This window comes from Salinivibrio sp. PR6, assembly GCF_001995955.1.
Taxonomy (GTDB): domain Bacteria; phylum Pseudomonadota; class Gammaproteobacteria; order Enterobacterales; family Vibrionaceae; genus Salinivibrio; species Salinivibrio siamensis.
Map to the genome: position 1 here is coordinate 167,411 of NZ_MUFA01000004.1, position 25,502 is coordinate 192,912.

A 25,502-nucleotide genomic window follows, 5' to 3' on the forward strand; every position below is an offset into this window, starting at 1 on the left:
CTCTCGGTTTGATAGTTGAGTAAGCGTGCGAAATAACTCGAAGCCTAGTACTCAGTCAGACTTATCAAGAGATTGAGGATGGCGCCTCTGACAAGGAATCAGTGCAGTAACTGGGTAATCCTAGCACTGATCCAGAGGAATACGGGAATCGGGCACCAAGAGGTAACTTTAGGTGGGCGTTGATTTGAGGTGGCAGCGGTCCGACGTCTCGGTGAATCCGTAGTAGTAATGAAAGCTCGGCCTAAGAAAGCCAGTAATGGTGTGGATGAGAAAACCGAGGCGACCATCAGCATAGCATCTGATGGAGCACTGTTTAGCCAAAAGCAAATAAGTGCTGCGAAAGGAGAAAGTGCCCTTTAACTCTTTGATAAAAAGATATTTTTTGATAGTAACCAAATCGATTGTCTATCGAGGTGTTCCGAGCCGGTTCGCACACAGCGCATAACTTAACTAGGGAATGTGTTTGTTTAGTATTCATGCTGAATGGAAGTGTGTATGAGTCTTATACGATGCCCGGATATAAGGTCATGTGAGCAGGGGAGGCGGCGGCAACGCCTCACCCTACCCGATGTTTAACAATGTTGCCCGTTTGGGCATCACTGCGTGGGCTAGGCCACTTCCTCTTCTGCAAGGTCGAACGAGGCAGCAATCAGGTTACGCGTGTACTCGTTTTGTGGGTGATGGAAGATTTCCTCTGGGGTACCGGCTTCCATGACTTTCCCTTTTTGCATCACCATCACGCGATCGGAGAGGGCACGAACCACACTCAAATCGTGGCTGATAAACAGGTAACCGATGTTATGGCGTTTTTGGATATCTTTCAGCAAGTCGATGACCGTCAGCTGTACGGAGCGGTCCAGTGCCGACGTTGGCTCATCCAGCAAGATAAACGCAGGGTTCAAAATCAGTGCTCGGGCTATCGCGATACGCTGACGCTGACCGCCGGAGAACTCGTGCGGATAACGGTTGATCGCTGAGGTATCTAGACGTACCTCATACAGTGCATCTTTCACCCGCTCGAGACGCTCTTTTTTGCTCAACTCGGGGAAATGCGTGCGCAAGCCTTCGGCAACAATTTCACCGACTGTCATGCGTGGCGACAAAGAGCCAAATGGGTCTTGGAACACCATCTGCATATCGCGGCAAAGCGCTTTGTTCTCGCTGTTTTTGATCCCGTGAATATCTTGGCCTTTAAAACAAACGCGACCTTCAGCGACGGGTAACAGGCGCATAATGGCGCGGCCTAGGGTTGATTTCCCTGAGCCAGACTCACCGACAATGCCCAATGTCTCACCGCGTCGCAGTGATAAGCTGATATCACTGACCGCCTCGAAATAGCGTTTGTTGCCACCAAAGAAGTCTGCCCCCAAGAAGTACTTGATGGTGACGTTATCCACGGTCAGCAAGTTTTCTGCATCGTCCTGCGGAGCTTCTTTGCGGCCACGCGGCACGGCGTCGATCAGCATCTTGGTGTAATCTTTTTGTGGATTTTCGAACAGGGCTTGGGTGTCGTTGGTCTCGACCACTTCACCCTTGCACATGACCACCACACGATCGGCCAGGTGTTTCACCACGCCGAGGTCGTGCGAGATAAACATGATGGCCATGCCCATTTTTTGCTGGAGCTCGCCAATCAGATTAAGCACTTCCGCTTGCACCGTGACGTCAAGGGCGGTGGTTGGCTCGTCGGCAATCAACAAATCCGGTTCGTTAACCAGTGCCATGGCAATCATGATGCGCTGAAGCTGACCGCCAGAAAACTCGTGCGGATACTTCTCTAGCGCGCTGGTAGGGTTAGGCAAGTGAACCAGGTTTAACAAGTCGATGATGCGCTGTTTTGCCTTATCAGCTGTGGTGCGATGGTGACATTGAATCGCTTCGGTTAACTGCTCGCCAACACGCATGTAAGGGTTAAGCGAAGTCATCGGCTCTTGGAAGATCATGGCGACACGATCGCCGCGCATCTTCTGAATTTGCTTGGTGGACAGCGTCAAGACATTGGTGTCATTAAAGGTCACTTTAGAGGCCGGCTTAACTAATGCGTTATTGGGGAGCAGCCCCATCACGGCGCTACTAGAAACCGATTTTCCTGACCCTGATTCACCAACGATTGCCACGGTTTCACCGGGCATGATGTCAAAACTAACATTTTTAACGGCATCGACCATGCCGTCGTTGGTCGTAAATGACACACTCAGGTTTTCGACACTGAGAAGTGGCTTAGAAGCAGATGAAGACATCATCACCTCACTGGTTGATTATTCGACGTCACGAGTTCACCGATAGCCATAGACGCTGAATGCGCTCAGTATCGTTGGCACGGCAGATACTCGATGATTTGGATGGTCGCCTGCGATTTATGCGCAAACGCCCGTCATTCGTGTTGGGTTGGTCATTGTTGGCCGGAGCCACAATGCACGCCCTGATGCGGATATCAGCCAGCTGGAGCGTTTCATCAAAGGCCAAAACAGGCATGATGAACAGCTTGCGCCAGTGGAAGAGGTAGGATACGAGTGTCGCGATAACCGAAAGACGCTTAAGGTTACCTCTCCTTGCGAACACAGCTTTTCAACATCATCCGGTGTTGAAACCAAGCAGCGTGAATATCCATATATCACCCACACAATATACGATTCGGATATAAAAGCAAATCGTTATTGTGCGCAAGGTTTGTGATGCCAGAGTTTGACCTGTCAGACAAAAACACCCTTGTTGACGCGTTATACAGTGAAATATCTGTCTTGTGCGCGCGACACATAGTCGCGCGCCTATGCAATGACTTACTGACGGTCGAACTCAAGGCGCGTTGAATAGCGTTCGTCGCTGTGTTGACCGTGCTCAAAGGCAATTTGGCCATTGACGATAGTCATATCAATGCTAGAGCCGAAAGTGTGGCCGTCAAACGGTGACCATTGGCATTGGTAGAAGAGGTTATCTTGACCAACCGTCTGGGTTTGGTTGAGATCCACCAGCACTAAATCGGCCCAATACCCTTCACGGATAAAGCCACGATCTTTCACCTGATAGCGAACTGCAGGGGCGTGTGCCACTTTTTGCACCACCAAAGGCAAATCGAAGATACCACGATGATAAAACTCTAAGGCCACTTGTAACGCATGTTGCACAAGTGGCAGGCCAGCCGGCGCGTTGAAGTAGCTGTTTTGCTTTTCTTCAAACGTATGGGGGGCATGATCGGTGGCAATCACATCAATCACGCCGTCTTTGACCGCTTGAATCAGTGCCTGCTGATGGTGAGCTTCTTTGATCGCTGGGTTACATTTGATCAACGTGCCTTTTGTCGCGTAATCATCTCGGTTGAAAAACAGGTGATGGACACAGGCTTCAGCAGTGATCTGCTTTTGCTGCAGGGCTTCGAGCGTTTTGGCTGGCTCAAACTGATACAGTTCATCTTCGGTGGTCAAGTGCAGCACATGCAAACGGGTGCCGTGCTTTTTAGCGAGGTTAACCGCCAACTGGGATGATTTAAGGCACGCTTCTTTAGAGCGAATGTGCGCGTGGGCATCAATCGGCACATCTTCACCATATTTCTCGCGATAGATGCTCTCGAGTTCGCTGATCATGGGAGTGTCTTCGCAGTGGGTGGCGATGAGCGTGGGACAATCAGCGAAAATGGCGTTGAGTGTCTCTGGATCATTCACCAGCATATTGCCGGTGGAGGCGCCCATAAACACTTTTACCCCGCAGGCGCTATTGGGGTCTAAACGACGAATTTCGTCAATATTGTCGTTGGTCGCGCCGAGGTAAAATGCATAGTTAGCATGGCTGGATTGCGCGGCGCGTTGGTATTTTTCTTCCAGCGCGTCTAGTGTCGTGGTGGGTGGGTTGACGTTAGGCATTTCCATATAGGTGGTAATGCCTCCCGCGACCGCCGCTTTGGATTCGGTGGCGATGGTGCCTTTCTTCGGAAAACCGGGTTCACGAAAGTGCACTTGGTCGTCAATCATCCCTGGAAGAAGGTGCTTGCCAGTGGCATCAATCACGCGGCAATCGGCCGCGGCGGGCGCGCTGATATCTTGGGCGATTTGGCTGATTCGGCCATGCTCAATGAGGACGTCCGTTTCAACAACTTGTCCTTCGTTGACAACGGAGACATTCTTAAATAATAGGGTGGTCATGCTGTGATCCTTACATGTCAAGGCATTGTCGCTATGGTAACGCAATCGATTACTTGATTCAGCCCCTGATTGTTTRGGGAGATTAACCAAGTTTTAACCGGATGTTGACGCAATTGTTGTACATTAGCACCGTCAGCGTATTGCCCTTCAAGTAGGGCTGCCGCATACTTGGCGCGGTAAACAACAATAAAAGGGAGTGAACCATGGCGGAAGAAACAATTTTTAGCAAAATCATTCGTAAAGAAATCCCCGCGGATGTTTTGTATCAGGATGAACTCGTGACCGCCTTTCGCGATATCAACCCGCGTGCCCCTGTGCATATCTTAGTCGTGCCCAATAAGTTGATTCCGACCACTAACGATGTGGATACCGATGATGAGCTTGCGCTGGGACGTATGATTACGGTGGCGAAAAAATTAGCCGCTGACGAAGGGATTGCCGAAGACGGTTACCGCTTGATCATGAATTGTAATCAGCATGGTGGGCAAGAGGTTTACCACATTCACATGCATCTAGTGGGTGGCCGGGCGTTGGGGCCAATGGTGGTTGGCTAGTCGAGACAAGCGTTAAGAGGGTAAGAGTATGGGTAAATGGTTGTGTTTACTGGCAACCCTGAGCCTGTTGGCTGGATGTGCCACCGGCAAGCCATCTCTTTCGATCACGCCAGGACAATCTGTGGTGTATTCGGATAATACACTGGCGCAGGTACTCGACGTTAAACGGCGGGCGTGTGCCGGTGCGAAGACCATTCAACAAACCTGTTTAACGCTTATTAATCGTAGCCAGCACTCCCAGTGGATGCGTTACCGCTTTTATTGGTACGACAAACAAGGGCTGCAAGTGGAGGCCTCGCCGTCTGAGTGGCAGCGTATTTCGTTGCCTGCGAAGGCCTCTAAACGTATTAATACTCGGGTGCCGACCGCGAGCGCGACCCAGTACCGCATGGTGATTGTCCACTAGCGTGCCTCCTTACGTCGAGATCAACAGCCAGGCTCATACTTATCCTTGAGGAAATAACAATGGCACTTGTCCGCTTTGCTTCTTTACCCATGCCGTCGGCGGGGCGACAGTATTCACTGCGACAGCCTTCACTGCGACAGCGTTCACTACTTATCACTCTGCTCATGGCGTTTTTCTTACTGACCGTGGTTGGCTGTGCGCCACGCACACAACCGGTTTATCAACCGGGTGCGCAGAGCCCATCGACAACGACTCCCTCTCGTCGGCCTCATCCGAGCTTAGATCAGGCAATGCACGCGGCGGTAAGTGGACTACTTGACAGCCAGCCGTTGCAATCGTCACCCGTCACCCTGGTGCAGCCCATTCAAAACCTGAGTAACCACTACTTTCCGACACAAACTTATTCCGAGCAGCTTAAAGCGGAGTTAGTCACTGCTGGCCGCATTACGCCAGTGCCTGAGGCGAGAGTGCAAGCGGTGCGTCAGTCACTTGGGCTTGCGCAAAATCAAGCATTGGTCGACCCGTCTACCATTGTTCAATATGGTCGAATGCTGGGGGCTGAGTACCAGCTGAGTGGCAAAATAACAGCGGGGAGCCCCTATCATCTGCGCCTGCAACTGATGGACTTACACTCTGGTGTGATTGCGTGGCAAGGGGTTGAGACGTTTGTCAGTGAATGATTGGTCTCCGGCACTCGACGCGCCAATTAACACGGCACTGAGCCGCTTTTACGCCAAGCCGACAGAGATAATCCACACTGAGCCACTGGCCGCCGGTTTGACCAACCGTTGTTGGCGCGTTACCGATTCACAAGGTGGACAGAGTGTATGGCGTCCTAATAGCCAAGCCGTCAGGGCGTTTGACATCGATCGGGCGCGCGAAGCAAACGCACAATCCTTGGCTGCCAATCATGGGTTGGCACCTCAGCCGATTGCGCTGTTGGCCGAAGGCTTACTGGTGCCCTGGGTGCCAGGTCAGCCGCTTGATCAATGTAACGATGATCACACAGCGATCTTAATCGACCTGTTGGTTCGTATACACCAATTACCGGTTGAAATTGAAACTGCCTCGGTTGATGCACAATGCCAGCATTACGAGCGGCAGCTATCAGCCGCGAGCGTGCATCGTCTAGCGGATATTAAAGCCTGGGCAATCGCGCAGCGGCCTGCCGAAGAGGGCGATATTCCGGTGCTGTGTCACATGGATCTGGGCGCTTACAACGTTGTGATGACGCCCCATCGTGGCGCTGTCGTGCTTGATTGGGAATATGCACGTACGGCCGATGCGCACCTTGATATTGCGCTGTTTTGTCGTGCCAATGTCCTACAGCCTGATGCGGTGATTGAAACCTATTGTGCGCAGCAACAGATAAAAGCGACGGAGGCGGTGCGCAGGCGCGTGTTGGCGTGGTTGCCGTTTGCCGACTATTTGGCGCTATGCTGGTATGAGGTAGGTGCGAACTTGTATCGGCTACCGGCCTATAAAGAGGCGGCTAATCAGCTTTTTGAACAGCTGGCGGCACAAAGGCGAGGCTAATTGAACACGGAGGAAGGGATGGTCAAACAAGGTTGTCGAACAGGGTGGGTAGTTGGCTGTTTGCTTTTGCTGGTAGGCTGTACCACAGAGCTGGCCTATAACACCTTGCCGTTTTGGATTCATTACTACATTGACGATATTGTCAATTTGCGCCCCGAACAGTCCCGCCAAGTCAAAGCCGACCTCGACAAGATTCAACAATGGCACCGCACACACGAATTACCGGCGATTGCTGAGCGCTTAGGACTGATCGCCACACAAAGTACCGAACGGCAAACCATGGCGCAATTACGCGCGCATCAAGACGCGGTGAAAGAGAGAATTCGCGCGACATTACAGGCTTTTGTGCCCGCCACCGCACGTTTACTTGATAGTTTTGACGATGAGCAAGCGCAAGCACTGACGCAGTGGATGGAAGAGGAAATTGAACAAGCCACCCAGCGCCGCGCTAAGCGTTCTGAGGACGAGCAATTTGCCTATCAACGGGATGACTTGGAAGAAGATACCGAAGAGTGGGTGGGTGATACCGACCGCGATCAGCAGCCGCTCTTCACCGAAATGGCGCAATACCAACAAGCGGCGATGCCGACATTCCGTCAAGTACGTGAGCGGTTAGTCAGCCGCCTGTTTAACATTATCAATAACAGACAATCGATTGATACCGAAGCGGCGTTGTCGCAATGGGTGAATGATGTGGTGGCGTGGCGAGCCGGGCCAGATACGGAAACCGAAATGGCAATCTATCGTTCTCGGCGGCTGGATTGGCTGCTGCGCCTGGATCGCAGCCTGGATGACGAACAACGCAACCGCTTAGTGGAAAGTCTTAATGAGTGGCAAACGCGCCTTAGTGACATGAGCCGTTGAGCCTTGCCTAGCGCAATGTCTGCTGGAGGGGGCGCGTTATCTTATTATCGGGACGAGGTGTGACATCGTGGCGGGTCAAATACCCTGATTATTTCTAGGGTGATCTTGCTCATTTTTCTGTCCGGAGGGCTATGCTATTGATAACGGTCTCTGCTCCGCGACAACCAAGGATGGCTTTACATGATCATATATCTTCACGGTTTCGATGCCACGAGCCCAGGCAACCATGAAAAGGTGCTGCAGCTTCAATTTGTTGATGACGATGTGCGCACCATCAACTACAGCACCATGCACCCCAAGCACGATATGCAACACCTGCTGAAACAAGTTCAGACGCAAATTGAAGCAAGCAGTGATCCAGCCCCTTTGATTTGCGGCGTGGGGCTTGGTGCTTATTGGTCTGAGCGCATTGGCTTTCTGTGTGGCATTAAGCAGGTGATCATTAACCCCAATCTGCATCCTTATGAAAACATGGAGGGCAAAATCGACCGTCCGGAAGAGTATGAAGATATCGCCACGAAATGCGTTACCGATTTTCGCCAACGTAATCAGCAGCGCGCGTTGGTCATTTTGTCGCGAGAAGATGATGTGTTAGACAGTCAACGTAGCTACCATCTGCTGTCTCCGTTTTATCCCGTACGTTGGGATGAAAAACAAAGCCACAAATTTAAAAATCTCTCCGCCCACCTACAAGCCATTGCCCAGTTTAAACAATCGGCCTAATGCCATGCTCGTAACCACAGTGTTGCGAGCATTTGGTGTAATTTTCCTACATGTAATCCATTAATTAAGCGCAGACAAGGCTCGAAGTAATTGTCGTTTTACGGCAAAATAGAGCCTTGCGTTGACGAACAATCCAATAAAAAAGAACGCAGAATACGCAACAGATGTTGTTAGTTACTGACAAAATGCCAATGAGTGCCAGTTTTAGCCAGTCGCCGATGGGCGGCTAGCGTGTATTTTTTTAGTTAGGTAAGGATGTAGAAGTGACCAAAATTATCGTTGTCGGTGGCGGTGCAGGCGGGCTTGAGCTTGCAACCAAGCTGGGCCGCACGTTAGGCCGCAAGCGCCGAGCAGAGATTACCTTGGTGGACAAAAATAGCAGCCACCTTTGGAAGCCGTTGTTACACGAAGTCGCGACAGGGTCGATGGACGAAGGCGTCGATGCGCTTAGTTACCGTGCGCATGCTAAAAACCATGGTTTTGACTTTCAAATGGGCACGCTGTGGGACATTGATCGTGACCAGAAAGTGATCACGCTAGCGCCCATGTATGATGAAAACAACGAACTGTTGATGCCTGAGCGTGAGTTGGATTACGACATCTTGGTGATGGCGATTGGCTCAACGTCGAATGATTTCAATACGCCAGGGGTACGGGACAATTGCATTTTCCTCGATAACCCTAAGCAGGCGCATCGTTTCCGTCGTGAAATGAACAACGAATTCATGCGATTGCACGCCAAACACGGCCAAGGCAGTGTCGATATCGCCATTGTCGGGGCCGGTGCCACCGGGGTGGAGCTGTCTGCCGAACTACACAACGCGATTAAAGAACTGCGGAACTATGGCTTCCGTGATTTAGATAACTCGAAACTGAACGTGACCTTGGTTGAAGCCGGTGAGCGGATATTACCCGCATTGCCGCCACGCATTTCTAGTGCCGCACATCAAGAATTATTAAAGTTAGGTGTGAAGGTGAAAACCAATACCTTTGTCACCAAGGCCGATGAAGAAGGGCTGGAAACCAAAGAAGGCGAGCGCATTCATGCTGATATTATGGTGTGGGCCGCTGGCATTAAAGCGCCTGACTTTTTGAAAGAGATCGCCGGGTTAGAAACAAACCGTATCAATCAGTTAGAAGTGAAAAATACCCTGCAGACTACCCGTGATAACGATATCTTTGTGATCGGTGACTGTGCGGCGTGCACGCAAGAAGACGGCAGCAAAGTACCGCCGCGTGCACAATCTGCGCATCAGATGGCCAGTCGCTGTTTTAGTAACATTGTGGCGAAGTTGAATGGGCGTGAACTGAAGCCGTATGTGTTTAAAGATCACGGTTCGTTAGTCTCACTCAGCCGCTTTTCTACCGTGGGTAGCTTGATGGGTAACCTGACCAAAGGCTCGATGATGATTGAGGGCCGGATTGCTCGCATGGTTTATATTTCCCTATACCGGATGCACCAAATTGCGTTGCACGGTTATGTCAAAACCGGTTTGATGATGCTGGTTGGGCGGATTAACCGCGTGTTGCGTCCGAGTCTAAAGTTGCACTAAACGTTGCGCCTGAATCAGGTACCGCGAAATCAAACGATAAGACCGGGGCATGCCTCGGTCTTTTTGATCGTAGTCAATAAAGGTAGACATTATACTCGCACAAGTCTTGATGGGTGACTATTTTACATTAGTGGTGACTAAATAAAAAAATATCATCAGGAGGAGCAATGCGTTCAATCATTAAGACGGTTATTGTCGCTACCGGACTTATAGCGAGTCAGGTTGCATCAGCATTACCCCGCAACGAACCCGTCTCGCCGATTACCCCGCCAGAAGAGATCCATATCGGAAAAGCCGAGCTTGGTAAGAAACTGTTTTTTGATCCACGGCTATCTAAGTCTGGCTTCATTTCGTGTAATTCCTGCCATAACCTCAGCATGGGTGGCAGTGATAACCTAAAAACGTCGATTGGTCATAATTGGCAACAAGGCCCGATTAATTCGCCTACCGTTTTGAACTCTAGCTTGTCTATTGCTCAATTTTGGGACGGTCGCGCGTCTGATTTGCAAGAGCAGGCCGGCGGGCCGATCGCGAATCCAGGAGAGATGGCGTCGAATCATGTGCTCGCCATCGATGTTCTGCAGTCCATTCCGCAATATGTGCGTGAATTCAATCAAGTGTTTGGTGTCACGGAGATCACGATTGAGCACGTGACGGATGCTATTGCCGAGTTTGAGCGTACCTTGGTCACGCCCAACTCTCCTTTCGATCAGTGGTTAATGGGGGATGATTCTGCGATTAGTGATTATAAGTTGGCGGGTTATCGTCTGTTTGTCGAGTCAGGGTGCGTAGCATGCCATAACGGCAGTGCGTTAGGTGGTACCTCGTTCCAGAAAATGGGCTTGCTTGAACCTTACCAAACTGAGAATCCCGTCGAAGGGCGTATTGCGGTGACGGGTAAAGACGCGGATCGCTTTATGTTCAAGGTGCCGACGCTACGTAATGTGGAATTAACCTATCCGTATTTCCATGACGGTGAAGCGCAAACGTTAACAGAGGCGGTCGACATTATGGGACGTCTGCAATTAGGTCGTAAGTTTACCGATGATGAAAATGCGAAGATTGTGGCGTTCTTGCTCACATTGACTGGCGATCAGCCGAGCTTTGACTTGCCGACACTTCCACCTTCCAACGCTGATACCCCAGTGCCTCAGCCGTTTGACGATTAAGTGATGTTGCCAGCTCGTGCCGGTTAGCACTGGAATGAGCTGGCATTTTGCATGATAGTGGTTGCCGCCTGACATGAAAGGCGTCACAATAGCCCCGCAATCAAGATTATTGATATCACTTCTAGAGCAACCCTCCTGACGCCGAGTTTTTCTCATACCACGATATTGATATTCATGACCCTAAGTGATGGGCCATGCGGCCTGTGACGACATTTTTAATTTATTGAGATCAATTGATGAGTTTCTCCTCTTTAGGACTATCTGCACCACTATTAAAAGCCGTAGAAGAGCAAGGCTATACCACACCCTCACCGATTCAGGAAAAAGCGATTCCAGCGGTGATTGAAGGGCAAGACGTGATGGCGGCCGCGCAAACCGGGACGGGCAAAACCGCAGGCTTTACTTTGCCTATTTTAGAGCGTTTGCAAGCAGGTAAACGCGCGCGCCCTAACCACGTGCGCACCCTGATTCTGACCCCAACGCGTGAGCTTGCCGCCCAAGTGCATAAAAATGTTGAGCAGTACAGCCAGCATACATCGCTGAGCTCTATGGTGGTATTTGGCGGGGTGAAGATAAACCCGCAGATGATGAAGCTTCGCAAAGGCGCTGATGTGCTGGTGGCGACGCCAGGGCGTTTATTGGATCTGTATCAGCAAAATGCGGTGCGTTTTTCTCAGCTGGAAGTGCTGGTGCTGGATGAAGCTGATCGCATGCTAGACATGGGGTTTATTCGTGATATTCGTAAGATCTTGGGACTGTTGCCAGCCAAGCGTCAAAACTTGCTGTTCTCTGCCACTTTCTCGGCTGACATCCGCCAGCTAGCGAAAGAGCTGGTGAATAATCCGGTTGAGATCTCGGTGAGCCCTGCGAACCAAACCGCGACAGGGGTGGAGCAGTGCATTTATCCGGTTGATAAAAAGAAAAAGCCCGCGATGCTGCTTTCTTTGATTGCTGACAATAACTGGCAACAGGTGCTGGTGTTTAGCAAAACCAAGCACGGCGCCAACCGCTTGTCGCGTTATCTGGATGAGTACGGCGTAAGTGCCGCCGCCATTCATGGTAACAAGAGCCAAGGCGCGCGCACCAAAGCCCTTGAACAATTCAAAACCGGTGACGTGAGAGTGCTGGTGGCAACGGATATCGCAGCGCGTGGTATTGATATTGCCCAATTGCCACAAGTGGTGAACTTCGATTTACCTCATGTGGCGGAAGATTATGTTCACCGTATTGGTCGCACCGGTCGCGCGGGGGCGGTAGGCAATGCCGTGTCTTTGGTGTGCGCTGATGAAGCCAAAGATTTGTTTGCCATTGAACGCTTGATTAAACAGGTTCTCCCGCGCCATAGCTTGGCGGACTTTCCGGTGGCGAATCCAGTGCCAGAGTCGAAACTCGACACGCGTCCGATCAAGCCCAAGAAGCCGAAAAAGAATAAACCGCGTCAGGATGGTCAACGCTCTGGTGACAATGCACGTGGCCACAAGCCGGTAGGGAAAAATCGTCGCCATACCGACAAACCAAGCGGCGGTAAGCCAGGGGCGGGTAATACGTCGCGAGCGCGCGGTGAGGCCAATTCGGCTAACAAACCCCGTCGTGCGCGACCAACGGGTACGAAAAACAGCGCATAATGCGGTACCTGTTTGCTGAAGGTTAATGAGAAAACCGGCTGTTGGCCGGTTTTTTGTTTTAGATTACCTTAGCCAACTGCGCCAATACCTTATCAATGGCGTTACCGATTTTTGCCACGTGCTCTATGGTCTCTTCTGCCTCATCAATCACTTTTTGTGCTTGGCGTGCATGGGTGATAAGGCGATCCAGCGCGTGCGCATCCTGCTCAAACTGGTCGCTATGCAAGGCAATCATGCTGGTATGATAGTGATAAAGTTGCTCGCCTAGCTGTTCTCTTTTTCGTTGCAATGGTTCCAGTTGTGGCCCAATCAATGTTTGACTCAAAAACCGGTCGAGGCTGTCGTAATTCGATTTCAGTAGGTGATAGCTTGTTTCGTTGGGGCTCATGGTCACTCCTCTAGCTGCTGTTGAAAGTCGTTAAGCGCATCAAGGTGGTGCTTGGTGGTCTCAATCGCACGGCGGGCGCCTTGCAAAGAGGCGGTATTATCTAGACGGAGTGAATCAATGATTGCGTTATGCATGGCCATATAGTCCGATAAGGTACGATCTAAGCGTGCAAAGTAGGCATTCAGTCCCAGTAGCTTTTGTTTGGTGTGATAAGCATGGCGGTAGGCTTTAAGCCGCTGATCATAAGACGTATGGAAGGTGATGCAGCGAGTCTCGCGACGTTGCTGGCAGCGATTCGGGTTGTTTAGCAGTTGCATACGAATCGATAGGGCTTGATTTAAAGCGACCCGGGTTGCCATTTGCCAATGGGGGAGATCTTGACGAAGACGCGCAATAGTTTGCTGTATCACGGGTTGTCCTGCGTCCATTACGGCCAGCAATTGTCGATGACGCGTTGTATCGCTCATTGCGCGGCCGAGTGCATTGATACCGGTCGAGACAATCGCGATATCAGCGTCTTCCACCGACTTAATGTCGTGAACAAAAGGATTGTCGCGAAGAGAGCTCAGGGTGTCATGTAGTTGCTCAGATGCCTGGTCGATTCGCGCATTGTGATCCTCGGTGGCGAGTGCGGAGAGAAGCTGGCTGTATCGGACGAGATCGGCGAGGGCTTGTTGTTGTCCGGTATCGGCAATTGGTGTGATCTTGAGTTTGGAAGCCGGAAGCCCATCGCGCACTGCACGCGATAGAATCGCGTCAACACGCGCCTGTTTCGCGCTAACGTAGACAGATTCAACGGTGTGATGCACCTTGATGGACTGTTGCGCATAGTCTTTGACCAGTTGCTGAGAGGGTTGGGACGTGCAGCCAGCTAAGATAAGAAGCGCAACCAAAGTGACTGTATTGCGGTATTGAACGAGAGCAGGCGGGAAACACATATTCATAGGCCAATTCACCGATAAATGAGACTTAATCAATGAGTGTGGCTGCCGGGCGGCGATTATAAATAGCAATAAAGGCTTTTTAATTGAATGTGGCATCAATAGCCACAATTGATGAAATTGATATCTTTATCTTTTACATGAAAGTGACGAATAGAAAAGCGCCTTGTCATCGTGAGTGATGACAAGGCGTGAGCGGATATCTGGTGAGCAGGCTAGTTCGCTTTGCGTACTTGAATAATCATTCCCATCATGGGGTTATCCAAATAGTGAATTTCGCCACTGCGCATCCGTCGTTTGTGCGTGAATGCATAGGGCTGCAAAAAGCGCTCGATGTGGTACTGCTTCTTCACCTTTTCTAGGCCCGCGACTTGCACGTTATTCGTGTTTGATGAGGCCCCTTGCTGCGCATCTGTGGTTTGCAGTGGCATATTGACCACGTCTTCCACCAGTGCGCGCCGCTCGCTTGGCTCTCGTAGCACCATGTCGGCCTCGACGAACAAGTAATGCTGGACGTAGACGCGCAGTGTGCCATCTAGCTCATAGAGGGGCTGGCGAGGGGGCGGAGGGGGCGCGGTTTCAAGCGCCTGCTCATCCCACGCTTGTTCGCTATCTGACGCTGTATTGCTTGACGGGGTGGCTTGCGCTGTCACTGGCGTACCGTCTGGATTAAAACGGTCGCGATAGTCTTTTCCGGCACTGACACGCAGCAAAGGCAGGGCAGCGCGGCCACTGTCATCTTGACGCCATGCAACATGCACCATGGGCGTAAAGCCCGCATGGTTAGACAGTTTATTGTAGGCATTTGTCAGCTGCCATTGACTACGAGGTAGTGGGGTCAGTCCTGCATTTTGTAGTGCGCTGTTGTTCGTCACAGGCGTTGCACGACGTACCGATCCCATATCGGTTTGTGCTGGCCAGCTTTCCTCCACGCTAGCAGGGTCTTGGTTGCGCTTAAACACAATCAATTCGACATCATAAAGTCGCTTAGCTAAAACCGGTTGGCTAAGTGAGATCAGTAGCAACGCCCAAAGGCTCTGCTTGGTATAGCGTACTAGCCAGCCTGGTGGGTGACATGAATGATTTTTCACAGGTTACTCCGTTTTCTTTGGCAAGCCATTATGCGACCAGTTGGTGACTTGCAAATTGAGTCAACAGCTCATCAATAAAGTTCATCCGCTCCCGTCGATCGGTGAGACTTTCGATAAACTTAATTTTGGTTGGCCCGTCAAATTTATACTTGTCTGGCCGCGATTGTAACAGCCCGACCAAGAATCCGGGATCAATTTGCGCGTCCTCATGAAACTCGACCATGCCGCCACGATCACTGGCTTCGATCTTTTTCACCCCTAATGCCGCGGCGCGTATCTTGAGCTGCTGGATATGAAGAAGGTTTTTGGTGGCGTCAGGCAGCAGACCAAAGCGGTCTATCAGCTCAACTTGCAGCTCATTAATATCATCGTTGGACTTAGCGCTGGCAATGCGTTTATACATCGATAAACGCATATTGATATCGGGAATATAATCATCCGGTAACAGCGCAGGCAAACGCAGCTCAATGTCGGTTTGTTCATTCAGCAATACATCTAAGCTCGGCTCTTTGCCTTCTTTTAGTGCCTCGACAGCCTGCTCAAGCATATCCATGTACAGGGTGAAACCGACCGATTGGATTTGACCACTTTGCTCGTCACCGAGTAGCTCACCGGCGCCGCGTATTTCTAGATCTTGGGTCGCGAGGGTAAAGCCAGCGCCAAGGTCTTCGAGCGAGGCAATGGCGTCCAGTCGTTTCACCGCATCTTTGGTCATCCGTTTTGGATGGGGGGTCAGCAGATACGCATAGGCCTGGTGATGCGAGCGACCGACACGGCCACGCAGTTGGTGGAGTTGTGCGAGGCCAAAGTGATCGGCGCGATCAATAATAATGGTGTTGGCTGAGGGAATATCGATACCGGTTTCGATAATAGTGGTACATACCAGCACGTTGTATCGTTGATGGTAGAAATCGCTCATGATCTTTTCTAGCTCACGTTCGCGCATTTGGCCATGGGCCACGGTCACGCGTGCTTCTGGGATCATTTCACTGATTTCATTCGCCGTTTTTTCTATGGTCTCGATATCATTGTGTAAAAAGTATACCTGGCCACCGCGCATAATCTCACGCAGCAATGACTCTTTAATCAGGCTGTCTTCGCGTTCACGGACAAAGGTTTTCACCGCGAGGCGGCGTGACGGTGGGGTGGCGATAATCGAGAGATCGCGCATGCCACTCATCGCCATATTCAGTGTTCTGGGGATCGGCGTGGCGGTTAATGTGAGAATATCTACGTTGGCTCGCATCGCCTTAATTTTCTCTTTCTGGCGAACCCCAAACCGGTGCTCCTCATCAACAATCAATAAACCGAGGTCGCGTAGCTTCACATCCGATTGCAGTAACTTATGGGTGCCAATCAGAATATCGACCTTACCCGCTTCACAATCGGCCAAAATTGCTTTTTGCTCTTTTGCAGACTTAAAGCGGGACAACACCTCCACCCGGACGGGAAGGTTAGCAAAGCGGTCGCGGAAATTCTCGAAATGCTGTTGCGCCAGCAAGGTGGTGGGGACTAACACGGCAACTTGCTTGCTGTTATTGACCGCTAAGAAGGCGGCACGCATGGCCACTTCGGTTTTACCAAAGCCGACATCGCCACATACCAAGCGATCCATGGCAATGGGGCGACACATATCGGAAAGCACCGCGTTGATCGCTTGTGATTGATCACTGGTTTCTTCAAACGGGAAAGTCGCCCGGAAAGCGCGATAGGCGTCTTTGTCATGGCTAAACGCAAAGCCAGGCTTGGTCTCTCGTTTGGCATACACATCGAGTAGCTCAGCGGCGACATCACGCACTTTCTCTGCGGCGCGGCGGCGTGCTTTCTCCCAGGCTTCTCCGCCAAGCTTATGCACGGGAGCGGCATCTTCTGCGCCGCCAGAATAGCGACTAATCAGGTGTAAGGCGCCAACCGGAACATATAACTTGGCGCCTTGCTGGTATTCGAGCGTCATGTACTCGGTTTTGAGCCCGCCCGCTTCCAGAGTTTGTAAGCCTTGGTAGCGACCAATACCATGCTCGAGATGGACAACAGGCTGGCCGGGTTTTAGCTCCGCCAAGCTTCTGATCACCGCATCGCTGCTGACACTTTGCTTGCGTTTATCGCGCCGGCGCTGCTGCACCGCGCGCTCACCAAACATGTCGCTTTCACAAATTAGGGCAAATTGTCGGGTGTTATCAATAAAGCCTTGGTCAACCGGGCCGATGATTAAGCCAAATCGACCGGGTTGCGACAAAGCTTCTTGCAAGCCGTCGGCCACCATGGGACGAATTTTGGCTTGGGCGAGAAGATCCAGCAGAGCCTCGCGTCGTCCTTCCGATTCGACCGAGAAAACCAGGGTGCCGCTAAATTGCTCACTAAATTGGCGTAGCGCCGCGAGGGGCTCCTTGGCTTGGTGATTGACCGTCAACGTTGGCAGCGGCGCAATGTCGAGGTTTTCTCGCCCCGCTTTTTCTGTGACGCTGTCACTTTCTAGCTTTAAGCGAGGGTACTGCTTTAAGGTGGTGTGTAAGCGCTCTTTACTGAGCCACAACGCCTCGGGGGGTAACAGTGGGCGAAGCGGGTCGACACGTCGTTGATCATAGCGGGTTGCCACGTCGGCTTGGAAATGGTCAATCGCACTGTCAATATCCCCGACCGATAAAACCAAGGTGTTGTTCGGTAAGTAATCAAACAAGGTTTCGGTGTGTTCAAAAAACAGTGGCAGCCAGTATTCAATCCCAGCCGGCCAGGTTTTCTTACTCACTTGTTGGTAAATAGATTCTGGCTCTCGGCGCGCCTCAAAATGCTCGCGAAAACGGCCTCGGAAATATTCCACCGCCGCGTCATCGGTGGGGAATTCATGCGCGGGTAATAGCTGGATCTGTTCTAGCTCACCAGTGGACCGTTGGTTTTCTGGATCAAATTGGCGAATGGTATCGACTTCATCATCGAAAAAATCGATCCGGTAAGGTTCGTCACTGCCCATTGGGAACAAGTCGAGAATTGAGCCTCTGCTCGCAAACTCGCCATGCTCCATCACTTGGTCAACGTGGCGGTAGCCGGCGTCTGTCAGCTGATCACGCAACTTCTCAAGCGATAAGATATCGCCTTTTTTCACCATTAAGGCATGTTGATGGAGAAAATGTCGCGGCGTCACCCGCTGTAATGCGGTGCTCGCGGGCGCAATGAGTACCCCGTCTTGTTGATGAGGAAGCTGATACAGGCAAGACAAACGCGCGGAAATAATATCCTGATGGGGAGAAAAACTGTCGTAAGGCAGGGTTTCCCAATCAGGCAGGAGGTCGCAGTTACCCTGGGTAAATTGACGAATGGCGGGTTGCAAACGCACCGCAGTCTGGTTGTCGGGCACCAAAAGGAACACCGGACCGGCGTGTTGCTGGGTGAGCGTCGCAATGGCTAGCGGTAACGCAGCCCCTGATAAATTGCCAAGATGTTTGACGTCGCCTGGCCCTGAGGGCAGGGTAAAAGCATAGAGCGGTTGTTGGGTCATGAGTTTAACTGCTTGATTGTTTTCGGTTTCGTGCACGCTTTTTTAGTAGTTTTTGCTGATGATGCAGCGCCGCACGAATGAGCGTGTCGCGGTCTTCTTCCAATAAACGCGTGTACTGAATTTGGATCACATAGTCAGGGTTTTCTTGATCGCTGTCGGTGTGAGGCTCGCATCTCGTCACGACGCCGTAGCAATAGATGGCCGTTGGCGGATAATCGAGAAACAACTTCACGCGCGCGTGCACGCCTTTGTTAAGCGGCGAATGACTATGATAAGAAAAACTGCTCGCCCCAAAGGCGTGTGTCACAAAGCGATGGTCGGGCTGATCTTCGTGGCTGAGCATATAGCCCATCATCAGTGTCATTTTTTCGTTTTGAGCCTGCAGCACCCGGAATAACGCAGAGGCATCCTCCGGATCGATCGCTTTAAGATCTTTTTCTACGTCGCTATCGAGCTGGCCGCATTGACTCGCCAGGCGAAAAGGTGCCGGGATTTCGGCGGTAAAAGCCTGCGCATCTGGCTGGGCTTGATTGTCAGCAAGAGGCTCAACATTAATGCGAATCGCCGCTCGCACAGAAAAATATTCGTCTTGGCTCATCACTGTGCCTTAGATTGCAGTTGTATTAATGATTATCACGCACCCTTGGCAAGAGGTAAAGATCAGTCGCAGTTTCTGGGGGCGGTGAGGCGTTAATTGGGGTGACAATGGTGCCTTTCGTACAAGGTCGGCTTGGCGTCCCCCCATTGGACAGGTATGCTTGCAGCGAATCAAAACAATAAGCTAGGTGCGCTATGTTTCAACCCTTGTCGGTGTTTATTGGCTTGCGATACTTACGCGGCCGCTCAGCCGACCGTTTTGGACGCTTCGTCTCCTCGATGTCGACGGCAGGCATTGCCATTGGCGTGATGGCGTTGATCACCGTCTCGTCGGTGATGAATGGCTTTGAAGCTCAGCTGAAAGGCCGAATTCTCGGCGTGTTGCCTCACGCGATTATTGCCAACGGGCAAGCAAACCCAGATCAAACCGCGATTGAGCGTTGGCCTCACGTGATTGATACGGCACCGATACAAACCACGGATGCCGTGATTCAAAGCCGCAAAGGCTTAAGCGCCGGATTGTTAGAGGGCATCGACCCCAGTGCGCATGAGCCCTTGGCTTCCCACCTATTGCAAGGTGAACTGTCGGCACTGGCAGCCGGGCGCTATCAAGTGATCATTGGGCGTAGCATGGCCACTGAGTTACAACTTCGCGTCGGGGATGCTGTCCGCGTGATGGTAACCAGTGCCAGTCGCTTTACACCGATAGGTCGGATCCCCGCACAGCGCTTATTTACGGTGGCGGGTATCTTTCACACAGGGACGGATGTCGACGGGCAATTAATGCTGGCTAACATCGACGATGTGGCGAGACTCAGTGGGGTGTCACCGTCTCAAGCCAACGATTTACGCCTGTTTTTAGATGATCCATTTGCCATTACCCAATTAAAGGCACACGCCGATCCCGATACGTGGACGGATTGGCGTGTTTGGCGCGGCGAGCTGTTTCAAGCGGTAAAAATGGAAAAGAACATGATGAGCTTGATGCTCAGCCTGATTGTGATTGTCGCCGCGTTTAACATTATTTCCGCGCTGATCATGGTGGTCATGGAGAAACAATCTGAGGTCGCGATTTTAAAAACTCTTGGGATGCAAGATAAAGACATTGTTGCTGTCTTTATTGCCCAAGGCAGTTTGAGTGGTGTGCTGGGCGCTGCAGTAGGTGGCGTGCTCGGTGTGCTCCTATCGGCATACATCAATGAAATAATGTCTATTTTTGGTGTGAGTCTGCTGGGTAACGGCCTAGCGTTACCTGTGGTTATTAATCCTTTTCATGTGGCGATGGTATTAGGCTTAGCGGTCGTGCTAAGTGTGCTAGCCACGCTATTTCCTGCGTTTAAAGCGGCATCTGTTCACCCTGCTGAGGCACTGCGTTATGAGTAAATCTTTGTTGTCCTGTCACCGCGTCAGTAAAACGTATCAAGAGGGCGGACAGCCGACCTGCGTGTTAAACGATGTTTCCTTGACCATTGCCCCGGGAGAGCTGGTGGCGATAGTGGGCTCCTCTGGCTCGGGGAAAAGTACATTATTACACACCTTGGGGACGCTCGATTTGCCCTCGGAAGGTGACGTGTGGATTGAGGGTGAGGCGGTCAATGCGATGACGGCCAAGCAGCAAGCAAAGCTGCGCAATCAAACGCTTGGGTTTGTTTATCAATTTCACCATTTGCTCGCCGATTTCACCGCGCTGGAAAATGTGATGATGCCGCTTTTGATCAACAAAATGAGCCACAGCGCCGCGTCTGAACGTGCGACGGCCATGCTCAACGCGGTAGGGGTCGGACACCGGCTCAGCCATCGCCCGGCAGAGCTATCAGGTGGCGAACGGCAGCGTGTGGCCATTGCACGTGCATTAGTCAATGAACCCAAGTTGGTACTGGCCGATGAGCCGACCGGCAACTTGGATCATACCACTGCGCTCGAAATCTACGATTTGATGCGCCAGTTAAATGCCCAACATGGCACGGCCTTTTTAGTGGTAACCCATGACGGTGAGCTGGCAGCAAAATTGGATCGTCAACTGACCATGCAAGACGGCCAGTTGCTGGGGCAGGAGGGAGCATGAAGCCTTTATCGTTGGCCATCGGTCGTCGTTTTAGTCGCGCCAGACAACGCAATCGCTTGGTCTCTTTTATTTCCTTATCGTCAGTGATCGGGATTGCGGTGGGGGTGATGGTGATCATTGTGGGTCTGTCTGCGATGAACGGCTTTGAGCGCGAACTGAATCAACGTGTGCTGTCTGTGGTACCGCATGCACAAGTGTTTGGTGTCAATGGCCCTATCGATAACTGGCAACAGGTCAAACGTCAGACTGAGCAGCATCCCAATGTCGAGGCTGCGGCTCCCTATGTTGAGATGACGGTGTTGATGGAGCATGGCTCTGCACTGCAACCTGCGCAAATTCGCGCCGTCGATCCGGATGATGAGCAAACCGTGAGTCGCATTGGTGATTATATTGAAGGTGGCTGGGAGAGCTTGCCAGCTGGGCAGTCGCAGATTGTGTTGGGACAAGGCGTGGCGGCGAAGTTGGGCGTCAGTCAAGGAGATTGGTTAACGGTCATGGTTCCCGCGACGGATAGCCAACTTGCATTGCGCGCCCCGAAGCGAGTGAGAATGCAAGTGGCTGGACTGTTGCGTCTCGGTGGACAAATCGACCATTCATTGGCCCTGATGCGACTTCAGGACGCGCAAACTATTATGCAAATAGGACAGTCAGTGACCGGTGTGTCTCTAAAGGTGTCTCCGGTGTTGCAGGCCCGTCAGATTGTGCATGAAGTCGGCCAAACGCTAACCACCTATGTGTATCTAAAAGACTGGACGAGTGAGTTCGGTTATTTATATCGGGATATTCAGTTGGTGCGAACCATCATGTATTTGGTGATGGTGTTAGTGATCGGTGTGGCCTGTTTTAATGTGGTTTCAACCTTGATGATGTCGGTAAAAGACCGAGCTGCTGACATTGCTATTTTGCGCACCATGGGGGCGGACGATAGACTGATCCGCCGCATCTTTATTTGGTATGGGCTCTTTTCTGGTGCCTTAGGCAGTGTGTTGGGCAGTCTATTGGGGGTCACCCTCGCCACTCACCTCACGGCGATATTGTCTCAGGTCGAACAGTGGCTCGGGCATCGCTTTTTATCAGGGGATGTGTACTTTATTAATTTCTTACCCAGTGAGCTGCATGTCGCCGATGTCATACTGGTGAGTACCACGGCCATACTGCTTAGTTTGCTTGCCGCTTGGTATCCAGCCCGAAGAGCCTGTCAGCTCGAGCCAGCCGCGGTGTTGAGTGCCAAATAGTGGCCATATCGCTTGGTATGCTTTGGTCACTGATACGCTTTATTTTATAAAAACCAAGAGCCCGACAATGGGCTCTTTTTGATCTGCCTCGTTGAACCCTGCAGGGAATATCATGTGTATACGCGGCGCTGACGCCTGAATCGCACTTCTGCCTGACGGCGTTTGGACGCGTTTGATGCCTCGCGTAGATTAAATCAGGACGATTTAAGAGGGCTTGTTTGGGTTAGGCAACACTTCTTTAATTTTCTTAGGCAAGCGTAACTTACGCTTTTCCCAGCTTCTGACCACAGAATAGCGCCAGATGCCACGTACGGTGAAATAGCCGATGACAGCCATCACCAGTCCGCTGGTGGCGCAGCCTAATAAAAACGGTGGGCCGATGTGGCTCATTTGCTCCGCCAAGTAATGCCACGATAGTTCAAAGTGGAACGGGTATGGGGGACTGTTCATCATCCAGGTGCCGAGCTTATAAGCAAGATAAAAAAGCACCGGCATGGTGATGGGGTTGCTTACCCATACTAACGCGACGGCAAGCGGCAGGTTGACCCCAAACAGAATCGCTAGGCCGGCAGCCATGATCATTTGGCTTGGTAGGGGGACAAATGCCATAAACAGGCCGACGGCAAAGGCACCGGAAGCCGACCGGCGGTTAAGGCACCATAAGTTGGGATCATGCAACAGGCTACCAAACACCCTGAGTGCCTTATTGTCGCGCAATGTTTCACGCTTGGGCATATAGCGTTGGAAAAACTTCTTAGGCATACCTGTTTACATTACCTGGAAATTACGCAATGACGCTGACCTTTACATTGACTGCCGCACTGGCCGTGCTGTCGCTACCTTGGTGGCCAATATTACCGCCAATTTGGGTCTGCATCATGACAGTGATCGTCTTCTTTGTTGGGTGGAAAAGACGTTGGTGGTGGCTTGCTGGAAGCGCGTTAGGACTCACTTGGACTGTATTATCCGCAAACTTGTATCAAGCCGACGTGATCCACGTCATTTCACACCAAGAGGATACTACAATCAGTGGGACAGTGGGCACCCTTTTCAGCGCAAAAAAGGGGGCGCAAGCGATTATTTTTGACGCCGATAAAATTAATCACACAAGATTGCCGCCTTTTCGCTCAGCCCGAGTGCGTGTTTATTGGCAATCTCCCCCGTATCCTAAGCAAGGCGAGCGCTGGCAATTGGTGGTAACGTTTAAGCCGCCTTATGGGCGATTAAACGAGGCAGGTTTTGATGCTGAAAAATATTATGTTGCAAGGCGAGTACATGCCAAAGCTCGGCTAAAAGAAGCAACGCAATTGACTGAGCAAGTGAGTTGGCGTCAACAACTACTCGATGCGCTTAGTCCCGCTTTATCAACACTGTCCTATGGGCCGCATTTATTGGCATTGAGCCTTGGCGAGCGAGGGTGGTTAACCCCAGCGCACTGGGACACGCTGACGCACAGTGGTTTGGCGCATTTGATGGCTATTTCAGGATTGCATATTGGTTTGGCCTACGGGATAGGGTGGCAAATCGGCCGTTGGGCGCGTGTCTTTCTCCCGGAGCGACGCGTGTTTTTATGGCTGCCTGTGTACGTGGCGATGGGGGTGGCCTCGCTCTATGCGGCATTGGCCGGGTTTGCACTGCCCACTCAACGCGCGCTCATTGCCTTGATGCTGGTCTCAATCAGTAAACGCTTGGGAGCGCGGATTTCCCCGCTTAATCTGTGGCAGTTAACCTTATTATTGGTATTACTCCGCGACCCTTTCGCCGGTTTCTCAATGAGTTTTTGGCTCTCGTTTGCCGCTGTGGGGGCCTTATGCATGGCGCATTACACGCTGACCCATGCCGCCTCTGATGGTCGAATACAAACACGGCCTTGGCTTCGTCCTATCAAGCAGCTTATCGGCATACAATTGATTCTATTGGTAGGAATGCTTCCTTTGCAATTAGGATTATTTGCAGGGATCAGCGCCGCTGCCACGCCCATTAACCTCGTGGCGGTGCCTTGGGTGGGTATGGTGACCGTGCCACTGGTCTTTGTCGGCCTGCTGAGTGAGAGTCTATCGCTTTCCCGTGTCGCAAATTGGGTGTGGGACGGGGCAAATGCGAGCCTTCAACCTGTTATGGCACTGGCCGATCAGGCGGCGGACACCTGGTTACCCGCCCCAGTCGCTTCGGCAGGCTGGGCAATATCGGCGATGGTGCTCGCTTGGGGACTCTACGGGTGGCGTTGGCATCGTTTAAAGACGGTGATGCTGGTCCTTGTCGCAGCCGTGGTAGCTTGGCGAGACCCTAAACCTGTCAACTGGCAAATTGATGTGTTGGACGTCGGGCATGGGTTGGCGGTATTGATCAGTAAGAATCACCGCGCGGTGCTTTATGACACGGGCAACCGCTGGCAGGTGGGCGGTATTGCACAAGCGGTGATCGCGCCGATTCTGACCCATCGGCAAATCAGGCAGTTAGATGGCCTCATTCTCAGTCATGGCGACAGTGATCATGATGGTGGGGCGACGTTTATGTCTGATACCTATTCACCACAGTGGCGACGTGCCAGTGAGCGTCGTGCTGGGTATCAAGCCTGTGTGGCCGGCGAGCGTTGGCGCTGGCAAGGACTCACCTTTTCGGTACTCTGGCCTCCGGCACAAAAGCGGCGTGCTGATAATGATGATTCCTGTGTGATCCGAGTGTCTGGCGATGGGCGTAGCGTGTTGCTCACTGGCGATATAGAAGCCAGTGGGGAGGCTGATTTGTTGGCGTCTCTGACCGACAAAAAGGCACTTGATAGTGACATCATTTTGGTGCCCCACCATGGTAGTGCGTCTTCGTCTTCCTCCGCGTTTATTCGCGCCGTTGATCCCGTTTGGGGCGTAGCGTCAACCGGGCTCCTTAATCCATGGCAGCTTCCGTCACCAGAGGTGAAATTGGCCTATCAAAACGTCGGTATCACCTGGCTTGATACGGCGGCGAATGGCCAAGTGCGTTGGCAGAGTGTCGGCTCTGGTTGGCAGTTAACACGTTGGCGGCAGGATCGCAGCGATTATTGGTATCGTCAGATGTTTAAACGTCGGCCAGTATATTTGGACGCGGACTTGTAAAAGAGTAGAATGCCCGTCTGTTTAACACATCTAA

General features: G+C 51.7%; 21 protein-coding genes. 13 read left to right on the forward strand and 8 right to left on the reverse strand.

All coding sequences use genetic code 11. The features are described 5' to 3' along the window. Positions 1–608: 608 nt before the first annotated feature. Positions 609–2,240: an ABC transporter ATP-binding protein gene (locus BZG72_RS04430; protein ID WP_077666181.1), complete on the reverse strand. Its 1,632-nt coding sequence runs from the start codon at positions 2,238–2,240 to the stop codon at positions 609–611. Positions 2,241–2,780: 540 nt separating this feature from the next. Then, complete coding sequence (locus tag BZG72_RS04435) at positions 2,781–4,136, reverse strand: dihydroorotase (protein ID WP_077666182.1); 1,356 nt, start codon at positions 4,134–4,136, stop codon at positions 2,781–2,783. A gap of 203 nt (positions 4,137–4,339) precedes the next feature. Between BZG72_RS04435 and hinT the strand changes: the two genes are divergently transcribed. The 9 genes from hinT to BZG72_RS04480 all read left to right on the forward strand — a co-directional run bounded on the left by hinT (position 4,340) and on the right by BZG72_RS04480 (position 12,566). After that, positions 4,340–4,690 (forward strand): purine nucleoside phosphoramidase, encoded by a 351-nt coding sequence (hinT, locus tag BZG72_RS04440; RefSeq protein ID WP_046073123.1) that lies wholly within the window; start codon positions 4,340–4,342, stop codon positions 4,688–4,690. Between the two features lie 28 nt (positions 4,691–4,718). Then, the gene (locus tag BZG72_RS04445) at positions 4,719–5,096 is read left to right on the forward strand and encodes a DUF1425 domain-containing protein (RefSeq protein ID WP_077639079.1); all 378 of its coding nucleotides are present in this window, start codon (positions 4,719–4,721) and stop codon (positions 5,094–5,096) included. A gap of 59 nt (positions 5,097–5,155) precedes the next feature. Beyond that, positions 5,156–5,776 carry a hypothetical protein gene (locus BZG72_RS04450; protein ID WP_077666183.1) on the forward strand — a complete coding sequence of 207 codons (621 nt, stop codon included), beginning with the start codon at positions 5,156–5,158 and terminating at the stop codon, positions 5,774–5,776. Continuing rightward, positions 5,769–6,632 (forward strand): phosphotransferase, encoded by an 864-nt coding sequence (locus tag BZG72_RS04455; RefSeq protein WP_241832519.1) that lies wholly within the window; start codon positions 5,769–5,771, stop codon positions 6,630–6,632. The genes BZG72_RS04450 and BZG72_RS04455 overlap by 8 nt, the downstream gene beginning before the upstream one ends. Next, complete coding sequence (locus BZG72_RS04460) at positions 6,633–7,496, forward strand: DUF6279 family lipoprotein (RefSeq protein ID WP_131828024.1); 864 nt, start codon at positions 6,633–6,635, stop codon at positions 7,494–7,496. Positions 7,497–7,676: 180 nt separating this feature from the next. Then, complete coding sequence (ycfP, locus tag BZG72_RS04465) at positions 7,677–8,219, forward strand: alpha/beta hydrolase YcfP (protein WP_077666186.1); 543 nt, start codon at positions 7,677–7,679, stop codon at positions 8,217–8,219. Positions 8,220–8,482: 263 nt separating this feature from the next. Next, the gene (locus BZG72_RS04470; RefSeq protein WP_077666187.1) at positions 8,483–9,772 is read left to right on the forward strand and encodes an NAD(P)/FAD-dependent oxidoreductase; all 1,290 of its coding nucleotides are present in this window, start codon (positions 8,483–8,485) and stop codon (positions 9,770–9,772) included. A gap of 179 nt (positions 9,773–9,951) precedes the next feature. Then, a complete protein-coding gene (locus BZG72_RS04475) occupies positions 9,952–10,941 on the forward strand; it encodes a cytochrome-c peroxidase (protein WP_443508076.1) in 990 nt (329 codons plus the stop codon). A gap of 236 nt (positions 10,942–11,177) precedes the next feature. Next, on the forward strand, positions 11,178–12,566 hold the full coding sequence (locus BZG72_RS04480; protein ID WP_077577735.1) for a DEAD/DEAH box helicase: 1,389 nt from the start codon (positions 11,178–11,180) through the stop codon (positions 12,564–12,566). A gap of 58 nt (positions 12,567–12,624) precedes the next feature. Here the strand turns inward: BZG72_RS04480 and BZG72_RS04485 are convergent, their stop codons facing one another. The 5 genes from BZG72_RS04485 to BZG72_RS04505 all read right to left on the reverse strand — a co-directional run bounded on the left by BZG72_RS04485 (position 12,625) and on the right by BZG72_RS04505 (position 19,077). Then, on the reverse strand, positions 12,625–12,954 hold the full coding sequence (locus BZG72_RS04485) for a hypothetical protein (RefSeq protein ID WP_046073132.1): 330 nt from the start codon (positions 12,952–12,954) through the stop codon (positions 12,625–12,627). Between the two features lie 2 nt (positions 12,955–12,956). Next, positions 12,957–13,898, reverse strand: a complete 942-nt coding sequence (locus BZG72_RS04490; protein ID WP_131828025.1) for a hypothetical protein — start codon at positions 13,896–13,898, stop codon at positions 12,957–12,959. Positions 13,899–14,110: 212 nt separating this feature from the next. Further along, the gene (locus tag BZG72_RS04495) at positions 14,111–14,986 is read right to left on the reverse strand and encodes a peptidoglycan binding protein CsiV (protein ID WP_046073134.1); all 876 of its coding nucleotides are present in this window, start codon (positions 14,984–14,986) and stop codon (positions 14,111–14,113) included. A gap of 28 nt (positions 14,987–15,014) precedes the next feature. Next, the gene (gene mfd, locus BZG72_RS04500; RefSeq protein WP_077666190.1) at positions 15,015–18,479 is read right to left on the reverse strand and encodes a transcription-repair coupling factor; all 3,465 of its coding nucleotides are present in this window, start codon (positions 18,477–18,479) and stop codon (positions 15,015–15,017) included. Between the two features lie 4 nt (positions 18,480–18,483). Continuing rightward, the gene (locus BZG72_RS04505; protein ID WP_077666191.1) at positions 18,484–19,077 is read right to left on the reverse strand and encodes a hypothetical protein; all 594 of its coding nucleotides are present in this window, start codon (positions 19,075–19,077) and stop codon (positions 18,484–18,486) included. Positions 19,078–19,271: 194 nt separating this feature from the next. Between BZG72_RS04505 and BZG72_RS04510 the strand changes: the two genes are divergently transcribed. The 3 genes from BZG72_RS04510 to lolE are packed head-to-tail and all read left to right on the forward strand — an operon-like array spanning position 19,272 to position 22,376. Further along, entirely contained in the window at positions 19,272–20,459 is a 1,188-nt protein-coding gene (locus tag BZG72_RS04510) for a lipoprotein-releasing ABC transporter permease subunit (protein ID WP_077666192.1), read from the forward strand. Next, positions 20,452–21,141 (forward strand): lipoprotein-releasing ABC transporter ATP-binding protein LolD, encoded by a 690-nt coding sequence (lolD, locus tag BZG72_RS04515; RefSeq protein ID WP_046073138.1) that lies wholly within the window; start codon positions 20,452–20,454, stop codon positions 21,139–21,141. Before BZG72_RS04510 ends, lolD begins: the two co-directional genes overlap by 8 nt. After that, a complete protein-coding gene (gene lolE, locus BZG72_RS04520; RefSeq protein WP_077666193.1) occupies positions 21,138–22,376 on the forward strand; it encodes a lipoprotein-releasing ABC transporter permease subunit LolE in 1,239 nt (412 codons plus the stop codon). Before lolD ends, lolE begins: the two co-directional genes overlap by 4 nt. Positions 22,377–22,580: 204 nt before the next feature. Here the strand turns inward: lolE and BZG72_RS04525 are convergent, their stop codons facing one another. After that, on the reverse strand, positions 22,581–23,138 hold the full coding sequence (locus BZG72_RS04525) for a DUF2062 domain-containing protein (RefSeq protein WP_046073140.1): 558 nt from the start codon (positions 23,136–23,138) through the stop codon (positions 22,581–22,583). Positions 23,139–23,254: 116 nt separating this feature from the next. Here BZG72_RS04525 and BZG72_RS04530 point away from each other — a divergent pair, with 116 nt between their 5' ends. Continuing rightward, entirely contained in the window at positions 23,255–25,468 is a 2,214-nt protein-coding gene (locus tag BZG72_RS04530) for a DNA internalization-related competence protein ComEC/Rec2 (protein ID WP_158075444.1), read from the forward strand. The last annotated feature ends 34 nt before the right edge of the window (positions 25,469–25,502 follow it).